This window comes from Candidatus Avedoeria danica (genome assembly GCA_016703025.1).
GTDB classification, from domain to species: domain Bacteria; phylum Chloroflexota; class Anaerolineae; order Epilineales; family Epilineaceae; genus Avedoeria; species Avedoeria danica.
Map to the genome: position 1 here is coordinate 2523125 of JADJCV010000004.1, position 26638 is coordinate 2549762.

The following is a 26638-nucleotide window of genomic DNA, read 5'->3' on the forward strand; positions in this document are numbered from 1 at the left end:
CGTCGCGATCGGCGCATGACGGACGGAACCCCCGACGTACCTGCCAGGAGGTCAGCGGTCCCGTATGAAAGAGTACAGCGCGGACAAGATTCGCAACATCGCCTTGGTGGGGCACAGCGGCGCGGGCAAGACGCAACTCACCGAGGCGTTTTTGTACCTGACGAAGGTCACGACCCGGATGGGCCGGCCCGAAGAGGGCAACACGGTGTCGGACTTCGACGCCGAGGAGCATCGCCGCGGGATCTCGATCTCGTCGAGCGTCATCCCGGTCGAGTACGAGGGCCACAAGCTGAACTTCCTCGACACGCCCGGTTACGCCGACCTCGTCGGCAACGTGAAGAGCGCGCTCACGGCCGCCGAGACGGCGCTGCTCGTCGTCGATGCCGTCGCCGGCGTCGAGGTCGGCACGGAGTTGGCGTGGCAGATGGCGGACGAGCTCGGGCTGGCGAAGGCGGTCGTCCTGAACAAGATGGACCGCGACAACGCGAACTGGAAGGCCGTCCTCGGCCAGCTGCGGGAGAGCTTCCCCGACGCACGCTTCGTGCCGCTCCAGGTGCCGATCGGCCAGTCGGCGACGTTCAACGGCGTCTACCGGCTGATCAGCAAGACGGCCAGCATGGGCGCCGAGGGCAAGGCCGGCGACGCGCCGCCCGATGTCCTCGCCGAGGCGGACGACCTGCGCGAGCAGCTCGTCGAGGCGGCGGCCGAGGGGGACGATGCGCTGATCATGAAGTTCCTGGACGGCGAGACCCTGACGCCGGACGAGATCCGCCACGGACTGCAGGAGGGCGCCAAGGCGGGCAAGTACGTGCCGGTGTACTTCGCGGCGGCGGACAGCGGGATCGGCATCCATGCGTTGCTGCATCAGATCATCACCGCCGCACCGTCGCCCGTCGACGCGCGCCCGGTGGCGGCCGAGCGCGCCGGCAAGCCGGTCGAGCTGACGGCCGACGGGTCCGGGCCGCTGGCGGTGCGGGTGTTCAAGACGATGGCCGACCCGTACGTCGGCAAGCTGCAGTACCTGCGCGTGGTCTCGGGCACGCTCACGGCGGATTCCAAGCTCTGGAACGCGAACCAGGGCGAGGAGGAGCGGATCGGCCCGCTGTACGTCGTGCGCGGCAAAGAGCAGATGACCGTCGGGCGGCTGGTGGCGGGCGATGTCGGGGCGGTGGCCAAGCTGCACCACACGCACACGTTCGATACGCTGACGGACAAGGACGGCGCGGTCACGCTGCCCGCCATTTCGCTGCCGCAGCCGTTGTACGCCGTGGCACTCCACCCCGAGTCGCAAGCCGACGGCGGCAAGATCGGCCCGTCGCTCCAGCGGCTGGTCGAGGAGGACCCCACCTATCGGACCGAGGTGAACGCGCACACGCACGAGCTGACGCTCTCCGGGATGGGCGAGGCGCACATCGACGTCGCGGTGCGGCAGCTGAAGGACAAGTTCGGCGTCAAGGTGACGACGACCGTCCCCAAGGTGCCCTACATGGAGACGATCACGCGCACCGCCTCCGCGCAGTACCGCCACAAGAAGCAGACGGGCGGCGCCGGTCAGTTCGCCGAGGTCCACCTGCGCGTCGAGCCGGCCGAACAGGGCGCCGGCTTCAGTTACGCCAGTCAGATCGTCGGCGGGTCGATCTCGCACTCGTTCATCCCGTCCATCGAGAAGGGCATCCGCCAGGTGCTCCCGCTCGGCGTCATCGCCGCCTGCCCGGTCGTCGACGTCAAGGCGATCGTCTTCGATGGCAAGGAGCACCCGGTCGACTCGAAGGACATCGCCTTCCAGATCGCCGGCCGCGAGGCCTTCAAAGCCGCCGTCCGCGACGCCGGCCCCGTCCTGTTGGAGCCCGTGTTCGACGTCTCGGTCGTCGTCCCGTCCGCCCAGATGGGCGACATCCTGTCCGACATGAACACGCGCCGCGGCATGGTCCAGGGAACCGAGCAGATCGGCAACAAGGCCGTCGTCAATGCCCAGGTGCCGCTCGCCGAGATCCAACGCTACGCGACGGACCTTCGGTCCATGACGCAGGGCCGCGGCTACTTCACCGCCGCGTTCGCCCACTACGCCCGGATGCCGCATGGCGCGGCCGAGCTTGTGATCGCCGAGCGCAGCAAGGATCTGGTGCACCACGACGATTGAGGGGGAGCGGGCGGAGGGTCGCGTGCCGTCAGCCGTCGTTGCGGAGGTGTCGATCACCGTAGGTGTACCTGTCGTCGTCGAGGCGCCGGCACCGAGCACGCACTACGGGGCGGTGTTCGAGGACGACGGCGACACGGGGTACTTCTACGGGCTGGACTTCACCCTTGAGGACCAGCCGGTCGTGGACGCGCGCCACATCTACAACGTCGCGCAGGTCACCGACCGGGCGACGCCATCGGTGGTCCAGATCGTGTGGTCGGCGGACGGCCTGAAGACGGCGCTCATCGTCAACCGCTTCCCGCACGCGGTCATCGACTTCGCCGCCCGGCGATCGTACTGCCGGACCGAGTTCCCGCCGCCGAGCGAGGCGTGGTCGGCCAATGGGGTGGCATGGGACGACGCTGCGCTGGATCTGTTCCGCTGATTCGATTCGCGCGCTCGTCCTGGTGAATCAGCGGCTCAGAGACAAGAGCTGCGGGTCAGTGTTCGACGGCTGACGATTCGAACGCGAATCGTCTAAACGATTGTACGATTCGCGATGGATTTCGGCGCCCGACACCGAGGCATGCTCTGGAGTGCCGCTGACCGGCATTGGCAGACGAGCGGCTTCGGGCACAGGCGGCGAGGGCTATCTGGTCACGCGTACGGCGCCGACCAGCCCTCGTCCATGAAGATCTAACGGGTCGCGTTAGCTTTTCATGGTACACTTCCCTCATGATCCTGGATCGTCCCCGCCTGCTAAGCACCCTACGAGCCGCGCTCGAGCGCCGGCCGGTCGTGGTATTGACCGGGCCGCGGCAGTGCGGGAAGACCACGCTCGCGCGGCAGTTCCTCGATCCGACGGCGCCCACGTACTTCGACTTGGAAGATCCGCGTACACGTGCCCTGTTCGAGGAACCGATGACGGCGCTCGAGCGGCTCAGCGGTCTCGTGGTCATCGACGAGGTGCAACGGGCTCCGGACCTTTTCCCCCTGCTGCGCGTGCTCGCGGATCGGCGTCCGCTGCCGGCGCGCTTCCTCATCCTCGGGAGCGCGTCGGGAGAGCTGCTGCATCAGAGCTCCGAGAGCCTCGCTGGCCGCGTGGAGCACGTGCGCATGGGGGGCTTCACGCTCGACGAGATCGACCCCGGGATCTCCAACGACCTCTGGCAGCGCGGCGGCTTCCCGGAGGCTCTGCTTGCGCCGAACGAGAACGGCTCCGTCCTCTGGCGGCGCGCCTTCATCGATACCCTGGTCGAGCGCGACCTGTCGCAGTGGGGAGTGCGGGTCCCGGCCACCGCAATGCGCCGCTTCTGGACGATGGTGGCGCACTACCATGGCCAGGTGTGGAACAACGCCGATCCAGCGCGTGCCCTCGGCGTGAGCGAGCCCACGGTGCGCCGGTACCTAGATGTGCTGACCGACGCGATGGTCCTCCGCCAACTGCAGCCGTGGCATGCGAACCTGCGCAAGCGGCAAGTCAAGTCCCCCAAGGTCTACGTGCGGGACTCGGGGCTGCTCCACGAGCTCCTCGGCATCGAGGACCACGGCGCACTGCTGCACCACCCCAAGCTGGGGGCCTCGTGGGAGGGCTTCGCCATCGAGCAGGTGCTGGCCACCGAGCCCCACACGGAGGCGGCGTTCTGGGCGACCCACCAAGGCGCCGAGATCGACCTGTTGCTCCGATGCCGGGGTATGCTGTTCGGCGTCGAGTGCAAGCGCATCGACGCGCCGCGCATGACGCCGTCCATCCGGATCGCCTTGGAGGACTTAGGGCTAGATCGTGTGGCCGTAGTGTATCCCGGGGACCGGCGGTATTCCCTGGCGGACCGAGTGGAGGCCGTACCGCTGGCGACGCTCGCCCGGCCGGGGCGGCTCTTTGAGGAGGAATTCGGGTGAACGCCGACGCGCCCAGCGGCGTAAGCGGGGAATCGAGCCGCACCGAAGTGCCGCCACCGAGCCTTTGGCCCCATGCCGCCACCCCCCTCTACGACACCATCGGCCGCACCTACGCCCACCACCGCCGCCCCGACCCCCGCATCGGCGCCCGCCTGACGGCCGCCCTCGCCGGCGCCCGCTCGGTCCTCAACGTCGGCGCCGGAACGGGCTCCTACGAGCCCACCGACCGCCCCGTCGTCGCGGTCGAACCATCGACCGTCATGCTCGCCCAGCGCCCGCCCGGCACCGCCCCGGCCGTGCGCGCCCGCGCCGAGGCGCTGCCGTTCCCGGACCGGGCCTTCGACGCCGTGCTGGCCGTCCTCACGCTCCACCACTGGACGGATCGTGCGGCCGGGCTCGCCGAGTGCGCGCGCGTGGCGCGCGAGCGCGTCGTGCTACTCACGTTCGACCCGGAGGCCGGCGGCTTCTGGCTCACGCGCGACTACCTGCCGCAGTTCGCGGCGGCGGACCGGCGGGTCTTCCCGCCCATAGCGGCGTACGCCGAGGCGTTCGGCGCCGGCGTGCGTGTCGAGGTCGAGGCCGTACCGGTCCCACGTGACTGCGTCGACGGCTTCCTCGGCGCGTACTGGGCGCGGCCCGCGGCGTACCTCGACCCGGCGGTGCGGGCCGGGATCTCGTCGTTCGCGAGCCTGGGGACCGAGGCGGGCTTGGAGCGCCTGCGCGGTGATCTGGCGTCCGGGGTGTGGGAGGAGCGGCACCGGGATGTACTTGGGGTGGACGAGCTGGACATCGGGTATCGGCTGGTCGTGGCCGAACGGAGGTCTCTGGCGGACGGGGCGGCCCGGACATCCGCCAAGCCGCGGCAGTAACGGTTCGTGACGCTGCGATGGCGGGAGTCATGACCTCGGGCAAGATGGAGGGTAGGATGGCCGTCAGCTCCGCTGATACGAAGGACACACCGGAGGCCCAGCTTCGATCCCTGATCGAGAAGTTCGATCCCAAGGACCAGACGCTCATCCGCGCCGTCCGTGCCGCTGTGCGCAAGCGGCTGCCGACCGCCAACGAGCTGTTGTACGACTACAAGAGCCACTTCGTCATCGGCTATTCGCCGACGGAGCGTCCCACGGATGGAATCGCCTCCATCGCTGCGCGCGTCGACGGCGTGCGGCTGTACCTCATGCATGGACCTCAGTTGCCCGACCCGAAGAAGCTGCTGATGGGATCGGGCAAGCAAGTCCGCTTCATCCGGGTGGAGGCGTCCGGCACGTTGGCGGATCCGGACGTTGAGGCGCTGATCGCCGCTGCGATCGACCTGGCCGAGGTTCCTCTGGCAACCGAGGGGTGTGGCCGGCTCATCGTTCGGACGACTGCCGTTAAGTAGCGGACTCAGATGGGCGGCCCCGCTCGCTGCCGCCCGGCCGATCGTTGCCCTCAGACGCCCCCCGGCCGCAGGAGCCACCGCACCGCCGGCCCCGTCATCCCCGTCGTCACCACCGCCATCACCACCAGGATCGCAAAGAGCGTCGGCGACAGAATCCCGAGCGCGAGGCCGACGTCCAGGACGATGAGCTCCATCAGCCCGCGCGTGTTCATCAGCGCGCCCACCAGCGCCGCGTCGCGCCACGCCAACCCGCCCAGCCGCGCGCCGGCCAGCGCGCCGGCCACCTTGCCGGCGGTGGCGACGGCGATGACGACGGCCGTGACGAGCCAGAGGTCGGCGCCCGTCACGAGGTCGATGCGGGTGCGCATGCCGGTGGACGCAAAGAACGCCGGCAGCAGGACGCCCACGACCGCCGGCGCCAGCGCGCGCGGCAGGGCGCGCGCGGCCGGGGCGTCGTGGGGCACGACGGCGCCGATGGCGAAGGCGCCGAACAGGGCGTGGATCCCGATCGCCTCGGTCACCGCCGCGGCGGCAAGGGCGAGCGCGACGAGCACAGGGACGGCCGCGCCGTCGGACGCGTCGGCGGCGGACCGCCCCAGCCAAGCCCGCAGTGCCGGGCGGACCAGCCCGACGACCGCCGCGACGAACACGGCCGCCCCCGCCACGACCGCCAGTCCCTCGCCCGGCCGCGCCGTCGCCAGGCCGACGACGACGGCCAGCAGGCACCACGCCGCCACGTCGCCCAGCGCCGCCGCGCCGAGGGAGATCCGGCCGATGTCGGTGTCCGCCAGGCCCCGATCGGCCAGGATGCGGGCGAGGACCGGGAAGGCCGTCACGGCCAGTGCCACGCCGAGGAACAGCGCGAACGGCAGCAGCGTGACGCCGGACGGGGCGAAGCGACCGTGGAGCACCACGGCCAAGCCGGCGCCGAGGATGAACGGGACGGCCGTGCCCAGCGCCGCGACGAGCCCGGCGGCCGTCCGCTGCCGGCCACGGAGCGCACCGAGGTCGAGCTCGAGACCAACGAGGAACATGTAGAGGACGACGCCGAGCTGGGCGACGATCCCCAGCGCCGGCGCCGCTTCCGGCGGGAGGAGCCGGCCGGCGAGCGCCGCCCCGAGCACGGACGGCCCGAGGACGATCCCGGCCACGATCTCGCCGATCACGGGCGGCTGGCCGACGCGGGCGAGGAGCCGGCCGAAAACGCGGCCGACGACGAGGATCGCGGCGAGCGTGAGCAGGACGTGGAACAGGATGGACGTCAACGCGGAAGCCGCCCGAGCTGCACGTGCGCCAGCGCGATCGCGACCGCGTCGGCCGCGTCGTCCGGGCGGGGGATGCTGCTGAGCCGCAGGAGCAGCTTGACCATCTCCTGCATCTGCCGCTTGTCGGCCGCGCCGTAGCCCGTCAGCGCCTGCTTCACAACGTTCGGCTTGTACTCCGCGATGTCGAGCCCGGCCTGCGCCGCCGCCAGCAGGATCACGCCGCGCGCCTGGCCGACGGTGATGCCGGTCGTGATGTTCGACGAGAAGAACAGCTCCTCGATCGCGACGACGTCCGGGCGGAGGTCGACGATCAGCGACTCGACGGCGGCGTGGATCTCTCGCAGCCGATCGGGCATCGGCGTGGTCGGCGCCGTGCGGATGACGCCGTGTTCGACGAGGATGATCTCGTCGGGGCGCTGCGGCATGCCGTCGAGGAGGGCGTAGCCCGTCGTGGCGGTGCCGGGGTCGATGCCCAGGACGCGCATAACGCTACGGAGACGCGGGTCTCACGCCGCGTCGAACGCCATCGCCGCCTCGTCGCTGATGTTCAGGTTGGACCAAACGCGGTCGACATCGTCCAGGCTTTCGAGCTTGTCGATGAACTTCAGGATCTGGAGCGTGTCGGGCACGTCGAGCTCGACCATGACGGAAGGGATCATCGCCAGCTCGGCCTCGGTGGTGTCGTAGCCGGCAGCCGCGAGGGCATTCTTCACGCGCGCGAAGTCCTCGACCTCGGTGTAGACCGTGACGACATCGTCGTCCGCCTCGACGTCGACGGCGCCGGCGTCGATCGCCGCCATCGTCACGACCTCGGGATCGAGGCCCTCGGCCGGGATGGCGATCGTGCCGCGCTGCGCGAACTGCCAGGCGACGCTGTTGGACTCGCCGATGCTGCACGAATGGCGGGAGAAGACGCTGCGGACCTCGCCGACCGTGCGGGTGCGGTTGTCCGTCGTGCAGTCGACGAGGACGGCGACGCCGTTCATCGCATAGCCCTCGTAGATCACGCGCTCGACGATGATCGACCCGCCCTCACCGGTTCCGCGGGCGATCGCGCGGTCGATGTTGTCCTTGGGCATGTTGCCGGCCCGCGCCTTGTCCATCGCCAAGCGCAGGTTGAAGTTCATATCCGGGTTCCCGCCGCCTTCCCGGGCCGCAACGGTGATCGCACGTGCCAGCTTGGTGAAGCCGGCGCCGCGCGCCTTGTCGTTGCGCTCCTTCTTGTGCTTGATGTTCGCCCATTTGGAGTGACCGGACATGGCATGAACCTCCCGAAGAACGATCGACGGGGGATTCTACGGTGGGGGCGGGCGGATGCCAAGGCGTGGCGCGCCCAGGCTGGTACGGGTGCTTGAATCGCCAAGCGTTCATCACGCTCCGATGAAAGCTTCACTTCTCGCGGAATCACGTTGCGCGTCCCAGCGATGAAGGCTTCATCGCTGCCCTTTGAAAACCTCATCGCACTACGGAGTCGAAGGACGTTCCGGTCGGCTCCGAGCACCGCGGTGCGGACGTCACGGGCGACGCATGCGTCGCCCCTACGTGTCGTCGTTCACCCACGACAGGTCGTCGTCCCCGCCTTCCTCGTCGCCATCGCCATCCCCCCCGTCGTCGCCCCCCCGCGCCCCGAACACGCGCGGCCGTCCCCCCTGTTGTCCCCCCTGTTGCCGCCCCGCGGACGCCACGTACCCCTCCCCCGCCAGCCGCTCCATCAGCTCCTTCGCCCGGCTGAACGGCACCTTGAGCCGCCGCTGCAGGAGCGACGCGTTCACCCCGGACTCGCGCTCGGCCACGGCGACGGCGGCCTGGTAGAGGTCCTCGTCGGGGTCCTCGCCCGGGATCAGGTCGAGCCACGGCGGCAATCGGCCGGGGGCGGGCCAGGCACCGGACGACCAGAAGGCCATCAGGCGCGCCTGCTCGTCGTCGTTGATGAACGCGCCCTGGATCCGGCGCGGCCGCGGCGCGTCGGGCGCCTGGAAGAGCATGTCGCCGCGGCCGAGGAGGGCTTCGGCGCCCGGCGCGTCCAGGATGACGCGCGAGTCCGTGGCGCTGGCGACGGCGAAGGCGATGCGGGCCGGGAAGTTCGCCTTGATCGTCCCGGTCAGCACGTCGGTCGACGGGCGCTGCGTGGCGACGATCAGGTGCAGGCCGACGGCGCGCGCTTTTTGGGCGATCCGGACGAGCTCGGGTTCGACGTCGGCACCGAGCTGGAGGATGAGGTCGGCCAGCTCGTCGATGACGGTGACGATGACGGGCTCCGGCGGCGTGCCGGCGGGCAGCGCGCGGTTGTAGGCCTTGAGGTCGCGCACGCCGACGCGCGCGAGCGCCTCGTAGCGGCGCTCCATCTCCGCCACCAGCCAGCGCAGCGCCCCGACGACCTCCGGCGCGTCCGTGATCGCCGGCGCCAGCAAGTGCGGCGCCTTGCCCCAGCGCGAGAGCTCGACGCGCTTCGGGTCCACGAGCACGAGGCGGAGGCTCTCGGGCGTGTTCCGGAAGAGCAGGCACGCCAGGATCGTGTTCAGCCCGACGCTCTTGCCGCTGCCCGTCGAGCCAGCGATCAGGAGGTGCGGCAACCGCGCCAGGTCGGCGACGGCGACCGCGCCGGCGACGTCCCGCCCGAGCGCGATGAGCAGCGGGTTGTCGCGCGCCGCCTGACGGTACGTCCGGTCCTGGAGCAAGGCGCGCAGCCCGACGGCGGCCGTCTCGGCGTTCGGCACCTCGATCCCGACCATCGCCCGCCCCGGGATCGGCGCCTCGATGCGGATCGTCGGCGCGGCGAGCGCCAGCGCCAGGTCGTGTTTGAGCTGCGCGATCCGCGCCACCGGCACCCGCCGCTTCTCGCCGCCCCGCTCGACGTACCCCGGCACGACGCCGAACCGCGTCACCGTCGGCCCGACCTCGATGTCGACGACCTCGGACGGCACGCCAAGCGAGGCGAGCGTCGTCTCGATCTTGCGCGCCGTCGCCCGCAGGCCATCGGCGTCCGTCGCGACACCCGTCGCCTCGTCCAGGAGGGAGAGCTCGGGCAGCGCGTCGCCGCGAACGACACGGCGGATCCCGCTGTCCGCGGCTGCAGAGCCCATGGCGGTGCGGACCTTCAGCGGACGCGAGGGGGATGACGGTGCGGCGGTGCCCGTCGGCGGGGTCGCGGGGGAGGCGGGGCTCGTCGACGGACCGGAGGGTGTGGCGGACGGTCCGGTGCCGGTCGGCGGTGCCGCCGTCGGATGCGCCACAGTCGGATGCGCGGCAGTCGGATGCGCCGCAGTCGGCTGAACGGACGGCCCTTGGCCCGCACCGGAACGAAGCGCTGGGGCGGGTCTCAACCCCGCCCTCCTCGCCTCCTCCGCCGGCAAAGTGCCTCGCGCTTGCTGGGCCAACGTTCCGTGCGACGCGCTCCTCGACGCCGGGCCGCCGCCCGACTGAATCCCGCCGGCCGGCGGGAGGGCCACCTGTCGTCCAGCCGCCGCCGGCGGCTTGGGCGGCGTCCAATCCGCCTCGTCTTCGTCTTCGTCGTCGTCGTCGCGCCCGCCGGCGACGGTGTCCAGGTAGGCGGCCACCGCCGCGCCGCCCGAGAACGCAAGCAGCGTCGCCGCGACGCCGACGAGCATCCAGAGTGCGACGGCGCCCAGCTGGCCGGCCAGCCGGCGCGCGCCGAACAGCATCGCCCAGCCGAGGCCGCCGCCTGCCCCCCAGTCGCCCGGCACATCGCTGCCGGTGGCGGCCGACAGCAGCGCCAGCGCCGCCAGGGCACCGACCTCCGCCGCCAGCGCCCGCCCCCACGGCACGTCGATCAGCGGCGCGTTGCGGCGGCGGACGAGCCAGACGCCCGCCACGACGGCCGCCAGCGCCACCGGCAGCGCGCCGAGGCCGAAACCGACGCGCAGCGTGCGGTAGGGCGTCGTCCAGGCGGTGAACAGGGACACGAGCGGCACACCGCCGATTGCGACGAGCGCCGCGCCGAGGCATCCGAGCGCGGGCGGCCGCCCAGCGGCCTCCGGCGGGGCACCGCCCGGTGCCATCGTGCCCGGTGCACCACGGCCCGGTGCCGCCCCGCCCGGCGCGGAGCGGGGCGGTTGGACGGCCGGCGGTGTGGCGGCGGGCAGTCGCATCGTGGTCCGGCGGCGTTCAGTCGGCCTGGAAGAACATGTCGGCCAAGGCGCGGCCGAACGCACCGCTCACGAACTGCGGCGCGATGCCGAGGGCCACGATCAGCACGATGAGGACGATGACCGCGCGCTCGCCCCCGACATCGCGGCCTTCCGGGACACCGGTCGCCTCGAGCGGCGCGTCCCAGCGACGGACCGCGGTGGCGAAGAGCAGCGCGCTGGCCGAGAGGAGCGCCAGATGGGCCGGTGTGCCGAAGGGCACCTGCACCGCCGTTCCACCGGCCTCGCCGGCCAACTTCTGGAGGATTCGCCACAAGCCGGGGAAGCCGGCCAGCCCGGGCGTCCCGGCCAGCGTCAGGAGCGCAACGGCGGATGCCGCCCGCTGGAGCATGCCGGTTACACGGCGGCCGACGCCAAGCAGCACGAGCGCCAGCACCCGCGCGAACAGCATGAGCACGACGCCGAGCGCCGCCGCGCGCGACTGCGTGCCGAGACCGACGATCAACATGCCGCTGTTGGCCACGATGGCGTACACGAGCCAGTCGTCGGGGTCTTCGATGCGGGCGGAGAGGGCAAGCCATGCGCCGAGGCAGGCCGAGACGGCGCCGCCGAAGACGAGCGGCGCCGTCGCGGTGGCGGTCAGCCACTTCAGGTCCTCGAGCGTCCGCAGGAGGAGCGCGAAGCCGGCGGTCTGGACGAGCGTCAAGACGCCGAAGAGCATCGTGCGCGGCGCGCCGCTGGCCAGGGTCAGCACCCAGGCATGCATCGGGATCAGGCCGAGCAGGAGTGCGAACGCCGGGACGACGAGCGCCAGGACGAGGTGCTCCAGGTCGCCCTTGTCCACGGCGGCCGGTCGGAGCTCGGCCAGACGGTAGGCCGACAGCAGGAGCGGGATGACGAGCGCCAGGAGCGCGGCGTAGCGCAGAACCGCGCCCATTGCCGCGCCGCGCTCGCCCTCGGGCAGGCCGAACGCCCAAAGCAATGCCGCGGCAACGAACGCGATCAGGCCGATCGGCAGGCTGTTCACCAGGAGCGCGGCCGACAGACCGGCCATGCTGGTCCAGGCCACCGGCAGCCAGCGTGTGACGGTGTCCGGCGGTGCGCGGTGGAGGCCCATGACCAAGCCGAGCATCGCCAGCGCCTCGAGCTGGATGCCGAGCTGGGCGATGCGCGTCATCTCGAGCGCACGGAGGCCGACCAACGGCACGGTGGCGTCGACGACGGCCAGCGTCGCGGCCGCCACCAGGACGAGCGCAACGACGGTGCTCATCCGGAGCGCCTGCGCCGCGCGCAGCCGGACGCTCATGCCGGCCGCGGCGAGCGGCAGCAGCAGCGTGGCCACGAGGAGCAGCAGACCGGTCACGCCCCGCGCACCCGCGCCGCCGGCTGCCTGCCGGCAGGATCACCACACCACGCGCACGTGCCCAACTCACACCACCTCGGGCTGGACGCTGGCGGCCTCGCCGCGCGCAGGCTCATTCGGCGCACCGCCGGCCAGCGGCGACTGGCCGATGAAGAACGACGCCACGATCGTGAACAGGAGCTGGAGTCCGGCCAGGCCGCCCGACACGAGCAGGCCGGCATCGAGCGACGCATAGATCGCCTCGCTGCCGATCAGCGCCAGCAGCACGGAGGCCGCCAGCTGGAGGGCGCTGCCGGCGAAGACCGTTCCGATCACCCCGCCCCCCGCCAGGACGATGCCGATCCGCAGGACGCCCGCCCCGACGTAAGGCGCAAGCACGCCGGGCTGCATGCCCAACCCGACGAGCGCGACGATGGCCAGTGCCAGCGCCGGCACGAGTCGATCGCTGCGCATGCGGCCGGCCGTGCCCGTCACCTGCCGGAGCCGCCGCGCCGTCGACACGATCTGCCGATCGATCCGCCGTTCCGTCCGCCGATCCGTCTGCTGATCCAGTGGCGCCTGCAGGATCGAGAGAGACAACATCGTCACGACGATGAGGCCGACGATCAGCTTGATGGCCGCGATGACGCCCCGCGCTCCACCGTCCCCGCCGAACACGACGACGGCGCCGAGCACGTAGGCGGCGCCGAGCCCGCCGAGCGTCAGCGCCGGCGCACGGGGCAGGATCACGGTGGCGCTGATCCCGATGGCGAGCGCCAGCAGAGCGATCTGGCCAACCGGCGGCCAAGCCGGAGCCGGGCCTGCCGCATCCCCGCCCACGAGGGCGACGCTTGTGGCGACGACCGCCAGGAGCGTGAGGGCCAGCGAGCGACGCCCGGCGACGAGCCCGCTCCTGAGCTGGAGGAGCTCGCCGCTCCGGACGAGGACGCGACCGGTGGCGTTGATCGGCTCGCGGAGGCGCAGGGCACGGCGCGTGCGCTGGCTGCGGTCGCGCATCCCGGTGCGTACCTGCAGCCGACGCGCCAGCCAGCCGATCGCCGGCCCCGCGACGATGAGCAGAAGGACGCTCGGCCGAGCCGTGATCAGGCGCATCGGGTCGGGCACGTCGCCCCCTGAGGCCGCGACGATCGGGCCGAGCCAGCGAAAAGCCAAGCCGAGGCCGAGGCTGAGCGCGACGAGGACGAGCGGCACGGCGACGGCAGCGGTGGTGGCGCGGCGCGCGCGCGGGCTGGGCAGCCAGTTCGGATGGTCGGGCGCGACGAGCAGCGCGCTCATCGCCATCACCCAGATCAGCGGACCGAACGCTTGGCGTTCGACAAGCTGGTGGTAGACCGTCCAGCGGCCGACGAAACCGAGCGTCGGCGGCAGCCCGACGAGGCTTGCCCATGCGCCGAAGCGCACGAGCCGGACCGCGCGCCCGGCGCCAAGGCCCTCGGCGGCGTAGCGGGCGCCGAAGATCAGGGCCAGATCGACCATCAGGATGAACGCGACGGCCTGCCCGGCCGGATCGACGAGGCCGATCGCCAGCATGGCCAGGCCGGCATGTGCCGTGACGGTCCAGTCGAGCGCGGCGCCGCGCTCGCGGGCGAAGAACGCCAGGAGCGCGCCGAACGTCAGCGCCACAAGCCCTGGTCCGAGCGTGGCGGCCGACATCCCGGCCTCGGAGCGCGACGGGGTGATCACCTGCAGCGCCATCGCCAGGCCGGCCACGGTCGGCGCGAGGCGGATGCCGATCGCTTGCCACAGCGCTGCCGGACGGCTGCGCGGGACGGACCACCACAGCGGGTACATGCCGGCGCGGACGAGGCTGGCGGCCTCCAGGTAGAAGCGCCGCGTGCCGGTCAGGCCTGCAAGGAGCATGAACAGACCGGCCTGACCCGCCAGCAGCCCCTGCCGGCCCCCGCCGACGACGGCAAGTGTCGCGTCGAGGACGATCCAGCCGAACACGAGGCCGAGCCGCTCCGTGCCGGCCGACGCCATCAGCGCGGCGGCGGCGCAGACGGCCAGCGGCGCGGCCGCCGTGCCCTCCTCGGCCAATGCCCGCAGCGCGGCGACGAGGCCGAGCAGGCCGATCACGGTGAGCGCGATCGCCACGAGGGCGTTCGACTCGAGCGCCGGGCCGTCGCCGTCGAGCCATGGCGACAGGATGAGGCGGACGGGCGGCGCCCCGCGCAGGCCGAGCGCGGCGAGGGACAGCGCGGAACCGAGCGCCGCAGTCGCTGCCGCGACCGGCGCGAGGCGGCGCAAGCGGTCGGCCAGCGGCCACGGGAAGGCGGCGACGAGCGCGGCGATCCCGAGCAGAACCGGCGGGGCGGCGAGGAGGGCTCGGATCATCGAGGGCCGAACGTCATCCGCCGCGCGGACGGTGCACGAGCGTGGCCGGCCCCTCGCACGTCGTCACGGTGCCTCGCCGCGCATCACCATGCGGAACGTGCTCGCGGCGTGCTGCAGGGCACCGATCGCCCGCGTGAAGACGGCCTTGAAGTCCTCCGGTGGATCGACGTAGATCTCGACGGCCGCGATCGTGTCCGTCTCGTCCGGGCGGACGTACACCTTGGCCACCTTCGTCGTCGCCGTCGCGTGGTTGGCAGCGGCCTTGGCCCGCAGGAGCTCGTCCGGGTTCTCGATCGACCAGAAGTTCGGGTAGACGACGCGAAAGTACACCGCATCGTCGGCATCGACATCGATGTAGTAGAGGCCACCCTCGACCTTGAAGACGACATCGCCATCATTGTCGATGGTCGGGCGATAGCCCTCGCCGCTCAGGAAGTCCATGTACAGTTCGGCCGGTCCGCTCACCGTCAACCCTCCTCTGACAACCGATCGTCGTTCCCGCGGTCACGTCCGCACGGCCGCGTCTGCTCGACGCATGGCGCGGCGCCGGATGGCCCCGGCCGGCATCGCGACCGGATCATAGCGCGACTGCCCTCCGGCGCGGTACCCGGTGGCGGCGATCCGCTGCGCGGAGCCCGCACGCGTCGCGGGCGCAACAGGCGCATGCGCCTCCGGCCGGCCCGGCTCACCGCACTTCCGCCCACCACCCGTGCCGCCCGGGCGGGCAGCGGATCGCCGCCGCGATCACCGCGTAGATCCGGCGGAGGTCCTCGGCATCGGGGGCGTACGCGTACAGCGCCGGGTCGCTGGCGATCGCCTCGAGCAGCGCACCGTCCAGCGCACCGGGCGCGCCGACGCCGACGGTGTGGACGCGCACGCCGCCCGCGCGCACCTCGGCCGCAGCGAGGAGCACCGCTTCGGTCGTCACCCCGCTCGGCAGACCGTCCGTCAGGAGGACGACGACGTCGGCACGGCCGGCGGACGGCGGGCCGTCCGCGGTGACGGCGGCAGCGGCTTGGCGCAGCGCCAGGTCCAACCGCGTGCCGGCGTCCAGTCGCTGCGGCAAATCGTCGAGCGCCGCACCGAGCACGTCCGCATCCGCGGACAGCGCGGCGGCGGTGAAGGCGAGCTGGTTGAAGCCGACGACTGCGGCGCGGTCGCCGGGCGCACCATCGGCGCCGGGCGCCAGCTGAAGCAGCCCGACGAACGTTCGCGCCGCCTCGATGGCCGCATCGAGCTTCGTGCGGCCCCCTCGGCCGAGCTGCAGCATGCTCTGCGAGACGTCGATCGCCAGCGCGACATCGACGCGCGGCTTCGGGCAGTCCTCGCGGAGAGCGAGCGGCAGGTAGATCGGCACGGGTACGCGCGTGGCGGTGGCCGTCGGGGTGGCGGTGGCGGTGGCCGTCGGGGTCGATGTCGGCGTCGGCGTGCGGGTTCGGGTGGGCGGGCGTGTGGCGGTCGGCAAGGACGTCGCGGTGGCGGTCGGCGTGTCGGACGGCACCGGCGTCGGCGTGGCCGTCGGTGTCGGCGGCGGGGGGAGGGCCAGGGACGGGCCGATGAAGCAAAGGTGTTCGGCGTTGCCGTCATCGCTTTGCGCCACCGTGTCGTCGTCGCCGACGACGACGAGCATCTGGGCGACGGGCGTGCCGAGCGCCGCCCCGAAGCCGATCCAGCGCGTCGTGCCGTTGCCGCAGCCCTCGAATGCATCGTCGGCGGGCGATCCGCAGCGGCTCTGGTCGGCCGTCGTCGGCTCGAGACGGACGTCGACACCGATCCGATTGCCGCGCGCGTCGATGAGCCGCAGCACGGCCGCCGTGCCGCGGCCGTCCGTGCGCGTCTCGACGTCGCCGAACCAGGCGCCGAACGCGGCTGCCGGCGGCGCAAACGTGAACAGGAGCCCGTTCCGGCTGTCCGTCTCGCCGGCCGACTCGTTGTAGTACGGCGCCTTGGCCTGGTAGCGGGGCTCCGGCTTCGGCGCGCCGCCCTGCATCGTCGCCGACGTCCCCGACGCAGCTCCGCCCTGCGTCCCGGCTGCCCGCCCGACGCCGCTCGGCCGGGCCAGGTCGGCGCGCACGACATCCCGCAGCGAGAGCGTGACGCGCTCGCCCGCCGGGCCGCGCACGACGAGCGGCAGCTGCGCGTCGTCGATGTCGCCGACGATACCGACCGTCAGCCCGGCCGCGAGCGCCGCCGCGTGCCAATCGTCCGCCAGGTCCGCCACCGCCTGCCGGGACGGCTGGTTGCTGCCGGCCACCTCGGCGCTGACGAAGATGCCGGGCGGCAGGAGGGTCTGGGCGTACGCACGGGGTGCGGCGTCGGAGGGGTGCGCGAGCGCGAGGAAGGCGGCGATCGCGCTGGCGGCGCGGACGCGGCGGGCGGAGGTGCCATCGGGGCGCCGTTGGGAAGCGGTCATGTCCGGTCTCCGGGGCACCGTCGTCCTGGGGGCAACGGATCCATCGCGTGCACGAGCAGCCCCATGATGCCGCCGTCGCGCGGCGGCGGGAAGGCTCATTGCGACGCGTTGGCGACAGCTTCCCAGACCATCTCGATCACGTCGTGCGCCCCCATCTCCAGACTGAAGCGCCGCACGGTGCGCACCTTCCGGAAGCCGGCGCTGGCGAAGGCGCGTTGGGCGCGTTCGTTGCTGGGGTAGGTGAAGAGCACGATCCGCGTCAAGCCGAGGTCCTCGACGCCGTATCGGACGAGCGTGCGCACGGTGTCGCGTCCGATGCCCTGCGCCCAGCGGTCGCGCCGGCCGATGACGATGCCGAGCTCGGCGCGATGAAGGGGTGGATCGAGGCGGTAGAGGCCGGCCCGGCCGACGAGCTCGCCTTCAGCGTCGAGGATCACGAAGAGCTGCTCGTGCGGACCATTGTGACGCGGCAGCTGGGCGAGGAACAGCGCCTTGAAGTGCTCGAAATCGAGCGTCAACGGCAGCCCTCCGGCCAGCGCGAGCACCTCGTCGTCGCGCGCCCAGCCGTAGAGTGTCCGGAGCTCGTCGTCGCTGAAACCGGCGCCGTACGGGCGCAGCGTGACGTGCGCACCGCGGAGGGTGGGCGTCGGCGGGGCCGCGGGAGGGGTCACAGGACGCACGGCATCCGGATGTCGCGCCTGGGGCGGGAGGCGGTCACGGCGTGCGGGACAGGCGGCGGGGCGGCCCGGCGGGTCGGGATCAGGTGCGCGGGCGCTTGTAGAACGGACGGCGGACGATCCGCGCCGGCACCGCGCGGCCGCGGATATCGACGGCCACGACGGTGTCGACGGCGCCGTTGGCCGGCGGCACGTAGCCGAGCGCGATCGCCCGGTCGAGCGTGGGCGTCAGCGCGCCGCTCGTGACGCGGCCGACCGGCTGGCCGTCGACGAGGATGCCCATCCCATCGCGGGCGATGCCGCGGTCCTCGAGGACGAGACCGACGAGCTTGCGCGGCACCCCTTCGGCCGCTTCGCGCGCCAGCCGCTCGGCGCCGACGGCCGGCCCATCGAGTCCCTCTTTGGCGACCTTGACGAAGCGCGCGAGGCCGGCCTCGAGCGCGCTCGTCTCGTCGTCGAGTTCATGCCCGTAGAGCGGCATCGCCGCCTCGAGGCGCAGGCTGTCGCGCGCGCCGAGGCCGCAGGGCTGGATGCCGTGCGGCGCGCCGGCCGCCAGGAGCGCGTCCCAGACGGCCGGGGTGTCGTCGTTGGACAGCATGATCTCGTAGCCGTCCTCGCCGGTGTAGCCGGTGCGCGACACGAGCGCCTGGCGGCCGGCCACCGGGCCGCGGTCGAACGCGTAATAGGCCATCGTGCGCACGTCGAGGTCGGTCAGGCCGGCCAAGACGTCGGCGGCCTTGGGGCCTTGCAGGGCGATCAGGCCGTGCTCGTCGGAGCGGTCGTCCAGCTTGGCGCGGCTGCCGATGCGGCGCAGCTGGTCGAGCAGCCAGACGCGGTCCTTGTCGATGTTGCCGGCGTTCACGACGAGGATGTAGACCTCGTCCTCGAGCCGGTAGACGAGCAGATCGTCGACGGTGCCGCCCGACGCGTTCGGGAGCAGCGTGTACTGCGCCTCGCCCGCCTTGAGTTCGGCGCAGTCGTTCGTCAGCAGGCGGCGCAGCGCGGCCGTCGCGCCCTTGCCGTGCACGACGAACTCGCCCATGTGGCTGACGTCGAACAGGCCGACGGCGGTGCGGACGGCGGTGTGCTCGGCGGCGATGCCGGCGTACCACACCGGCATGTCCCAACCCCCGAACGCGGTCATCCGCGCGCCGAGCGCGACGTGCTGGGCATGGAGCGGGGTGCGCTTCACTGGGTGGGCTCCTGAGGGTGATTCGGGGCGGCAGGCGGCGGATTGTAGTCCGCGATACGGCACGTGCAATGAACCATGCAACGGCCGCGCGGATATCAGGCGACGGACGGTATGGGCGCACAGCCGTGCGCCCATACCGTGTCCGTTTCGCGAAAGACGTCCGCCCGCCTACCGCCCGGCGATCCGCTCCTTGTTCGCCACGATCGGCAGCCAGATCGTCCGTCCGTCGAGGCCCGGCACGCGGATCGTGCTGCCGCTGACGTTGGCGCCGAGGTTGCGGGCGCGGCGATCGAGCAGGCGGGCGCTCTGCAGCTGCCATGCCCCTACGAGGTCCGCCGGCTCGGCTTCCGGATCGATCGGCACGACCCGCAGCGTGGCCAGCACGACGCGCCCGCCCGCGATGGCGGCGGCAGGCTCGATGCGCGTCGCGGCCATGCGCCACTGGCTGCGGGCGCGGACGGCATCGTTCACGGCCTGGAAGCTCTCCGCGCCCCAGACGGCGCCGAGCTCGGCCTGCGCGCCGGGGACGATCGGCTGGGCGTCCAGCACCCGCACCTTGGCCGGGTCGAAGCCCAGGACGATGTCCGCGCCGTACAGGTCGTGCACGCCGGTGGCGACGATCTCGACGGCGATGCTCCCGTCGTCCTGTTGCGTGGACTGCACGCCGAAGCGGTCGTCCGGTGCGGTGGTGTCGAGCGGTTCGCGCAGCCAGCGCACGTCGTTGCTCGCGCCGCGCAGCATCAGATCGAGCATGGCCGGGTTCACCGAGGTGGCCGTCGTGCCCCATGGCGTCGGGCCGGTCTTGTCAAGGTTCGCACCGACCAGAACGAGGTCCGTCCGGTTGATCGCGGCGTCGCCGTTCACGTCCGACCAGAGGCGGTCCGGGTTCGCGGCCAGCTGGGCGGCCAGGGCGCGGGCGTCCTCGACGCTGACCTTGCCGTCGCCGTCGAGGTCCGGCGTGAACGTGCGACCGTCGTAACCGGCGGCGGCGCCGGCCAGGACGAGGTCGACGATGTCGATCTGCTGGTCCCGGTTGATGTCGCCGCCGACGAGCGCCAGGTCGGGCAACTCCGCCACCGCGCCCTCGCTGAGCGTGACGACGCGTTCGGATGGGAGGTAGCCGCTCTGCCACGCGCTGACGGTGCGTGCGCCGGAGCGCATGCCGCAGATGTGGAACGCCCCGCGCCGCTCACTGGCGCCGACGGGCAGGCCATCAATGCGCAAGACGGCGCCGTTGTGCCTCGAACGGCCCTCCATCACGAGCTGGCCATCGATGCAGGCGGTCCGGGCCGCCGGCAGCACCGACGCCATGAGCGGTTCATCGGTCCGCGCGAGCGGGATCCAAGGACCACCCCGGCTGTCGCGGGCGTTGATCCGGAAGTGGTAGGGCAGGCCCGGCGGCAGTGCCTTGGACTGCCAGCGGACGGTCTGACCCATCCCGCCCTTGCTCGTGCTGGCGACGATCTCCACCGGCACCCACGGTCCGTCGGACACACGCGCCTCGATGACGTATGCGTCCTCCACCGGCGTCCGGTCCGTCCACGACAGGGCCGCCTCGTCCTGCGGCGTCAGCGTGGCCGTCATGCCCGACTGGGCTTCCTCCGCGGCCAGGGCGATCGGGAGGATGCCGGCCGCCTGCGCCGCGGACGCAGCCAGCGGGGACCCGCCGAGCGAAATCCGCAGCACCGAGTCGATGTTGTCGACGGGGTTCGGGTCGAAGTTGTCGGCGCCGACGATGACGGTGTTGAAGATCTGCGTCAGCTCGGGCACGCCCGCGTTGACGAAGGCGGTGATCACGAAGCTGACGTCGCCGCCCGTGGGCACGTCCGGCAGCGTGCAGCTCACGACGTTGCCGACGAGGATGGCACACACGGCCGGTGCCGACGCCGAGACGAACGTGGTGAACGGGGACATGACGTCGAGCACGAAGATGCCCGTCGCCGTGCCCGGGCCCGTGTTCGATACCGTGAACGTGTAGTCGAACGGCACCCCGTTGTCCGGCAGGGGGAGCTGGGTGTCCTTGTCGATCTTCAGATCGGCGTTCGGCAGCTGCGTCGGCGTGGCCGTCGCGGTGGCCGTTTCGGTGGCGGTGGACGTGGACGTGCTCGTCGAGGTACTCGTCGTCGTCGCAGTCTCGGTCGGCGTCGATGTCGCGGTTGGGGTCGACGTCGATGTCGATGTGCCCGTTGCCGTGCTCGTTGTCGTGGCGGTCGATGTCGACGTGCCCGTCGCCGTGCTCGTCGTCGTCGAGGTGCTCGTCGGGGTCGACGTCTCGGTCGGGGTCGACGTTTGCGTCGAAGTGCCGGTCGCCGTCGAGGTCGACGTCGTCGTCGACGTCGTCGTCGGGGTCGACGTCGTCGTCGCGGTCGACGTGGTCGTCGCAGTCTCCGTGGCGGTCGATGTGGCGGTGCTCGTCGTCGTCGAGGTCGACGTCGACGTTCTGGTGGGCGTCGACGTGGCGGTGGAGGTCGGGGTCGGCGACGGCCCGTCCGTGGCCGTTGAGGTCGCGGTCGCGGTCGACGTCGAGGTCGACGTCGCCCCGTCCGTGGCCGTTGAGGTCGCCGTTGAGGTCGCCGTTTGGGTCGGCGTGCTCGTGCCCGTCGATGTAGAGGTGGTCGTCGACGTGGTGGTGACGGTCGGCGTGCTCGTGTTCGTCGGCGTCTCCGTCGGCGTCGACGTTGAGGTCGCCGTCGAGGTCGAGGTTCGCGTCGCAGTGCTCGTCTGCGTGCTCGTGGAGGTACTCGTCGAGGTGCTCGTTGGGGTGTTCGATGGCGTGAAGGTCGGCGTGCTCGTCGAGGTACTCGTGACCGTCGGTGTGCGCGTCGGCGTCGAGGTGGTCGTCGGCGTGCTCGTGTTCGTCGGCGTCGACGTCCGGGTCGGCGTGTTCGTGCTCGTCGGCGTCGGCGTCGGGTCGGTCACCTCGATGTCCTCGACGTCCGTATTGTCGGCCGGGGTCGCGTCGAAGCCGCCCGAAACGTAGGCCGTCACGGCGTTCGAGAGCACGGTGCCCGGCGGCACGCTGGGGTCGACCTGTGCCGTGAGCGTGAACGATCCGTTGCCGCCGGCGGCGATCGGACCGACGGTGCACGTGTACTGTTGCGGGTCGGACACGGACTGGACGCACGTGTCGCTGTCGGCGACGTAGTTCAGGCCGTCGGCCAGCGTGTCGACGACGACCGCCGTCGCGGCGTCCGGGCCGGCGTTGTGGACGTTGATCGTGTAGATGACGAGCGCGCCCGGCACCGGGAACGGGTTGTTGGCGGTCTTCGTCACGGAGAGGTTCGCCCGGACGAACGGCAGCGTCACCGGCACCGGGTTGACGTACGGGTCATCCGTGTTCGCCGGGTCGTAGAAGATCTTGACGCGCGCATCGAGGGCCGGATCGCACTCGGCGTCGAAGTACGGGACGATCGTGGCGACATCGGGATCCGTCGGCGCCGGCGGGTTCACGCGGTTGACCGGCGGGATAAGGCCGGACGGCGGCGCCCAGGTGTCCGCAGCGTCGATGATGTCCTGGTGGTCGATCTCCGGGATGTCGTCCTCGGAGAACGGACCGGGCGCGCTGCGGGTGCAGCCGTAGAACGCCAGCCGGCTGATCGGCGAGCGCCAGTTCATCGTCAGGAGGTACTGCTGGCCGATCGGGACGTTGATGTCCGTGAAGTGGTGCGGCACGATCTCGGTCTGATGTGTCTGCCAGCCGTCGCGCGTCCGGACGGCCTCGAGCGCGGGCAGCGACGCCGCGTCGTAGTACGTTTCGCGCAGCTCGGAGAGCAGGCGCGGCTCGTCCGTCTCCTCGATGATCGTCTCGCGCAGCGCCGCAGCCGCGGCCAGCGTGCCGACGCAGCTGTCGAATCGGTCTTGGTCGGCAAACTCGCTGGCCGGCATGCGCTCGACGTCTGTCGCGATCGTGTGCGCCGCGTTGAAGGGCGGCAGGACGCTCATCAGCGCCGGCTGTCCGCCGAGGAAGTAGCCCTGCTGGAAGAGCGAGTCCTGCGGGTTGAAGTAGTTGCCCTTCGGCACCGGGGTGCGGATCGTGAGGAAGCCGAAGAGGTCGTTGCACAGCCCGGCCGTGCCGCTGGAGTACGTCATGACGGCGACGACGTTGTACTCGTGGCCGTCGACGTAGAAGCGCTTGAGGTACCACGGGTCGCCGGGCGTCAGGTCGTGCTGGCTGGCATTGTTGTCGATCGCGCTCCAGGTGTGGCCGAGCGCACGGCCGACGGAGACCGTGGCCTGACGGAGGGTCGGGTTCACGTCCTCGACGAACAGGAACCAGGCGCCGTCGACTTGGCCAAAGTTGCTGTCGCCGGGGCTGAGCACGGTTACGCTCGTCTGGAAGCGGTCGACGATGACGAGATCGCCGATCTGGAGCGTGCGCGGGCCGCCGATCAGCTCGGGGCGGGCGTTGGCGATCGAGCCGCCGGTGAAGAAGAAGCGCATCGTGATGAGTCCGACCGGGCTGACGCTCTGGAGCGTGCCGAGGTGGTCGAGGAACATCGCACTGTCGGTTTCTGCCGTCGCCGGATCGACATCGATCACAACGCTCTGCGCGCTGAGCACGACCATCTCGTTGCCGTTGAGGGCCGTGCAGTCCTCGTCGAGCGCGTCAACGAGCGCGTCGCCGTCGAAGTCGGCGATCGGGCCGGGCAGCGGCGCCACCGGGAAGCCGGGCGGCGGCGGCGGGCGGTTGGCCTGCCACGTCGTGTCGAAGAAGTCGTTGACGGTCTGCTCGGAATGGATGACCGCCGCTTCCTGCTCACCGTCGAAGTTGGCGTCGAAGTTCGTCAGGCCGAAGCCGAACTGGCCGCCGGCCGGCAGCGAGCCGTTCGAGTTGGGCTTGGGCAGCTCGGACGCGCCCGTGCCGATCGGGAACGCGATCCGGCTCGTACCGGCCGGGACGCCGATGGGCGTGTCGAACACGTCCATCATCATGTAGGTGAACTCCTGCACGACGGCCGGGAACGTGAGGTCCCGCTCGCAGTTGTCGGCCTCCCGGATCTTCGTGACGTAGTTCGGGTCGTAGTACAGGCGGTGGTAGACCTTCTCACGCGCGTTCTGGGCGCCGTTGGAGATCTGCTGGTAGAGGAAGCGCAGGTCCTCGCCGAAGTTCTGGAACTCGTCCAGATAGGACGGGTTGAACGTGAGAGTGTCGACGTCCGGCGCATGCGGGTGCTGCGGGTTGAACGGGGCGAACGGATCGGTGTAGGGCAGCACCTCGACGGGGTAGTTCGCCCCGCCGAACGTGTCGGTGATCGCCGCGAGGTCGCCCGGGCCGAAGACGATGCCGGGGCGGTCGAGGACAGAGCCACAGCTGTCCGGGCACTCGGCGAACCCGCCGTACACCCGCACACCGCGGCCGTCGAGGGTCATCTTGCGCGCGTCGTCCGGATCGTACTGGAAGCTGACGCGCCGCGTCGCGCCGTAGCCCGTCACGGGCTCGGTGGCAGTGATGGCCTGCGTGCCCGTCAGGTCGGTCGTTAGATCGACCGGCGGGAACGGCGGGATGTTGCTGGAGACCGGGCCGTCCGGCATCGTCCACGTGCGGTAGCGCGCGGTGCGCGTCGTGAAGCCCGAGGTAACGTAGTAGTTGTCGGGATCGCAGCCAAGGCCGGCGCTGTCCGGCTGGTTGGGCAGGTAGAACTCGGTGTAGTGCCACGGCCGGGTGAAGATCTGCTCGTTGTAGAAGAAGGGGTCGACGGCGCCGAGGTCGGGCCCGGCGATGTCGTTCGTGGCGCCGACCTTCTCCTTCAACTGCCCGACGAAGCTCGGGTTCGTCGCCTCTTCGGTGTAGAACCAGCGCGTGGCGAGCAGTTCGGCCTGGCTGTCGTACGGGCCAACGGGGCGCTCCGGGAAGCGGCCGAAATACGGCAGCGGGTCCTCGGCGTTCATGATCGGCGGCACGGGGCCGATCGGGCCGCCCATGTAGAGGATGTCGGGACGCGGCAGCGGGCCGTCGGCCGGGTCGAACGGGCACGGGTCGAACGGGTCGAGCGGGTTCACGTCCTCGAGGATCGTGTGCTCGTGGTTGAACGGCGGCGGGAGCACGAGCGGCTCCTCGGGCGCGTACGGCTCGAGGCGGACGGAATGCTGTTCGATCGTCACCGCCACCTTGGGCAGCGGCGCGCGCAGCGTGATGTACTGGAACGTCGTCGGGCTGCAGCTCATGAGCGCGACGACGTTGTACTCGTGGCCGTCGACGTAGAAACGCTTGAGGAAGTACGGGCCGCCGGCCGAGAGGTTCGGCTGGTTGGCCGCGTTCTCCATCGACGCGCACGGCGCGCCGAGCGCCCGGCCGATCATGAGCGAGGCGGAGCGATCGGCCTGGTCGACGGACAGGACGTGGACGAACCACGGGCCGCCCGGCACGGTGCCGAGGTTGTTGCCGCCGACGCCGATCGAGGTGAACACGGGCCCGTTCTCGCCGGCCAGGATCGTCGAGCCGACGCCGACCGAGCGAACGCCGATCAGGCGCGGCACGAGGTCGCCGGTGTACCAGATCTCGAGTGTGGCCGAGCCGCTGCCGGCGGTGCGAACGCGGACGAAGTGATCCAGGAACTGAAGAGTCTGGCCGGGGCCGACGGACTGCGTGTCCAGCGTGAACACGGCGAGCTCGTCGCAGTTCAGCGGGATGCCGTCCGGGTTCAGGTTGTCCACGAGGCCGTCGCCGTCAAAGTCGATCGTCTGGCCGAGCTCGGCGGCGAGCGTGACCTCGGAGTGAACACGGACTTGGTCGAGCGTGCCGTCGAAGTTCGCGTCCAAGCTCGTAAGGCCGCGGCCGGTCAGCGGTCCGGCCGGGTTCAGCTGGTTGTCGAACGTGCCGACCGGGAAGATGATGCTCGTCTGTCCCGCCGTACCGCACGCCGGCCGCGGGGCGGAGTCGTCCAAGTTGGCGCCGGTGGGGTTGGCGCGGGGCAGCTCGTTGTCGAGCAGCATGTACGTCATCTCGGTCATGATCGCCGGGTACCACTCGTCGGCGTTCGTCGGGAGCGGGTTCGCCGGCGCGTCCGGGATGCCGTCGTTGTTGTTGTCCGTCAGGCAGTCGTCGCTGTTCAGGTCCTTGTCCAAGTGGGTCGGCTCGTACCAGTGGCGCAGCCAGACCTTCTCGGAGCCGTTCACGCCGCCGGCGCGGATATTCGCCACCGCCGAGATCTCGTCCGGCCCGCCGAGGCAGTTCCACTCGGCCTGCAGCGCCGGGTCATTCAACCGTTCCGAGATCCAGGCCGGGTCCCACGTGACGTAGTCGAACGGCGGCGCCTGGTCGGACAGCGGGCTGAACGGGCCGCGCGGGTCCGTGTATGGCCGGTCCTCCGGCACGTTGCCCGTGTTCGGGTCGATGACGGCGTTGTCGCCCGCCGAGGCGGCGCCGTTGCCGCCGGGGTTATTGCAGTTCGAGCAAACGCTCGTGTTGCCGTAGAGGCGCAGCGTCGACAGGTTGGACGCCTGGGCGAGGGGGGCCTGCGCGGGGGCGGCCGCCGGTGCGGCCACCGGCGCCTGGGCGGGCGCGGCCTGCACCTGGCCCGAGCGCACGCCAAGCGCCATCGCCGCGAGGACGATGAAGACGGAGACGAGGGATTGGGCGATGCGGGCGATGGGGGGGACGGCAGTGGTTGGGACGATGTGGTGCGGGACGATGCTTGGGGAAGCGTCCACAGGGCGGGGGGAGCGGTCACGGCGGTGACAAGACATCCTCGACTCCATGACGAGAGCGCTTGCAGGCGTGCCCCGTGGGGAGGGGGCGGGCTATGCAGCTGGGGCGATCAAACAGGCTGGCGGGGAAATACAGCGCAGAAACGAAGACAGCCCTGGGGTGGACGACGGATGGTACACGGTGGTATCGGGGGCGGCAAACGCCGCCTGCCGACTGGCCCAACGCCCCCCGCCGCCGAACC

The 26638-nt window shown here is 71.4% G+C and carries 16 protein-coding genes; 5 read left to right on the plus strand and 11 right to left on the minus strand.

Annotation, left to right across the window (positions count from 1 at the left end; all coding sequences use genetic code 11):
- Nucleotides 1-64 precede the first annotated feature (64 nt).
- From IPG72_13055 to IPG72_13075, 5 genes are all read left to right on the plus strand, one after another.
- On the plus strand, nucleotides 65-2140 hold the full coding sequence (locus tag IPG72_13055) for an elongation factor G (GenBank protein ID MBK6769911.1): 2076 nt from the start codon (nucleotides 65-67) through the stop codon (nucleotides 2138-2140).
- Nucleotides 2141-2162: 22 nt separating this feature from the next.
- On the plus strand, nucleotides 2163-2564 hold the full coding sequence (locus IPG72_13060) for a DUF2251 domain-containing protein (GenBank protein ID MBK6769912.1): 402 nt from the start codon (nucleotides 2163-2165) through the stop codon (nucleotides 2562-2564).
- 290 nt (nucleotides 2565-2854) lie between these two features.
- Nucleotides 2855-4018 carry an ATP-binding protein gene (locus IPG72_13065; GenBank protein ID MBK6769913.1) on the plus strand — a complete coding sequence of 388 codons (1164 nt, stop codon included), beginning with the start codon at nucleotides 2855-2857 and terminating at the stop codon, nucleotides 4016-4018.
- A gap of 47 nt (nucleotides 4019-4065) precedes the next feature.
- Nucleotides 4066-4887: a class I SAM-dependent methyltransferase gene (locus tag IPG72_13070; GenBank protein ID MBK6769914.1), complete on the plus strand. Its 822-nt coding sequence runs from the start codon at nucleotides 4066-4068 to the stop codon at nucleotides 4885-4887.
- Between the two features lie 56 nt (nucleotides 4888-4943).
- Nucleotides 4944-5399 (plus strand): hypothetical protein, encoded by a 456-nt coding sequence (locus IPG72_13075; protein ID MBK6769915.1) that lies wholly within the window; start codon nucleotides 4944-4946, stop codon nucleotides 5397-5399.
- A gap of 50 nt (nucleotides 5400-5449) precedes the next feature.
- Here IPG72_13075 and IPG72_13080 read toward each other — a convergent pair whose 3' ends face one another.
- The 11 genes from IPG72_13080 to IPG72_13130 all read right to left on the minus strand — a co-directional run bounded on the left by IPG72_13080 (nucleotide 5450) and on the right by IPG72_13130 (nucleotide 26435).
- The gene (locus tag IPG72_13080) at nucleotides 5450-6655 is read right to left on the minus strand and encodes a cation:proton antiporter (protein ID MBK6769916.1); all 1206 of its coding nucleotides are present in this window, start codon (nucleotides 6653-6655) and stop codon (nucleotides 5450-5452) included.
- A 5-nt stretch (nucleotides 6656-6660) separates the two neighbouring features.
- Nucleotides 6661-7149: a crossover junction endodeoxyribonuclease RuvC gene (gene ruvC / locus IPG72_13085; GenBank protein ID MBK6769917.1), complete on the minus strand. Its 489-nt coding sequence runs from the start codon at nucleotides 7147-7149 to the stop codon at nucleotides 6661-6663.
- 21 nt (nucleotides 7150-7170) lie between these two features.
- Nucleotides 7171-7923 carry a YebC/PmpR family DNA-binding transcriptional regulator gene (locus IPG72_13090; protein ID MBK6769918.1) on the minus strand — a complete coding sequence of 251 codons (753 nt, stop codon included), beginning with the start codon at nucleotides 7921-7923 and terminating at the stop codon, nucleotides 7171-7173.
- 279 nt (nucleotides 7924-8202) lie between these two features.
- Complete coding sequence (locus IPG72_13095) at nucleotides 8203-10773, minus strand: hypothetical protein (GenBank protein MBK6769919.1); 2571 nt, start codon at nucleotides 10771-10773, stop codon at nucleotides 8203-8205.
- A gap of 16 nt (nucleotides 10774-10789) precedes the next feature.
- The gene (locus IPG72_13100) at nucleotides 10790-12133 is read right to left on the minus strand and encodes a hypothetical protein (protein ID MBK6769920.1); all 1344 of its coding nucleotides are present in this window, start codon (nucleotides 12131-12133) and stop codon (nucleotides 10790-10792) included.
- Nucleotides 12134-12199: 66 nt separating this feature from the next.
- Entirely contained in the window at nucleotides 12200-14467 is a 2268-nt protein-coding gene (locus IPG72_13105; GenBank protein ID MBK6769921.1) for a hypothetical protein, read from the minus strand.
- A gap of 63 nt (nucleotides 14468-14530) precedes the next feature.
- Nucleotides 14531-14932, minus strand: coding sequence for a hypothetical protein (locus IPG72_13110; GenBank protein ID MBK6769922.1), 402 nt, complete (start codon nucleotides 14930-14932; stop codon nucleotides 14531-14533).
- Between the two features lie 220 nt (nucleotides 14933-15152).
- On the minus strand, nucleotides 15153-16880 hold the full coding sequence (locus tag IPG72_13115) for a VWA domain-containing protein (GenBank protein ID MBK6769923.1): 1728 nt from the start codon (nucleotides 16878-16880) through the stop codon (nucleotides 15153-15155).
- A 95-nt stretch (nucleotides 16881-16975) separates the two neighbouring features.
- On the minus strand, nucleotides 16976-17551 hold the full coding sequence (locus IPG72_13120) for a GNAT family N-acetyltransferase (GenBank protein ID MBK6769924.1): 576 nt from the start codon (nucleotides 17549-17551) through the stop codon (nucleotides 16976-16978).
- A gap of 88 nt (nucleotides 17552-17639) precedes the next feature.
- A complete protein-coding gene (gcvT, locus tag IPG72_13125; protein ID MBK6769925.1) occupies nucleotides 17640-18884 on the minus strand; it encodes a glycine cleavage system aminomethyltransferase GcvT in 1245 nt (414 codons plus the stop codon).
- Between the two features lie 33 nt (nucleotides 18885-18917).
- Entirely contained in the window at nucleotides 18918-26435 is a 7518-nt protein-coding gene (locus tag IPG72_13130) for a DUF11 domain-containing protein (protein ID MBK6769926.1), read from the minus strand.
- Between the last annotated feature and the right edge of the window lie 203 nt (nucleotides 26436-26638).

Coding starts and splice junctions, on each gene's coding strand:
- IPG72_13130 (MBK6769926.1), bottom strand. CDS start 26,435: ATGTCTTGTCACCGCCGTGACCGCTCCCCCCGCCCTGTGGACGCTTCC.
- IPG72_13055 (MBK6769911.1), top strand. CDS start 65: ATGAAAGAGTACAGCGCGGACAAGATTCGCAACATCGCCTTGGTGGGG.
- gcvT (MBK6769925.1), bottom strand. CDS start 18,884: ATGGGCGCACGGCTGTGCGCCCATACCGTCCGTCGCCTGATATCCGCG.
- IPG72_13095 (MBK6769919.1), bottom strand. CDS start 10,773: ATGCGACTGCCCGCCGCCACACCGCCGGCCGTCCAACCGCCCCGCTCC.
- IPG72_13090 (MBK6769918.1), bottom strand. CDS start 7,923: ATGTCCGGTCACTCCAAATGGGCGAACATCAAGCACAAGAAGGAGCGC.
- IPG72_13075 (MBK6769915.1), top strand. CDS start 4,944: ATGGCCGTCAGCTCCGCTGATACGAAGGACACACCGGAGGCCCAGCTT.
- IPG72_13065 (MBK6769913.1), top strand. CDS start 2,855: ATGATCCTGGATCGTCCCCGCCTGCTAAGCACCCTACGAGCCGCGCTC.
- ruvC (MBK6769917.1), bottom strand. CDS start 7,149: ATGCGCGTCCTGGGCATCGACCCCGGCACCGCCACGACGGGCTACGCC.
- IPG72_13105 (MBK6769921.1), bottom strand. CDS start 14,467: ATGATCCGAGCCCTCCTCGCCGCCCCGCCGGTTCTGCTCGGGATCGCC.
- IPG72_13115 (MBK6769923.1), bottom strand. CDS start 16,880: ATGACCGCTTCCCAACGGCGCCCCGATGGCACCTCCGCCCGCCGCGTC.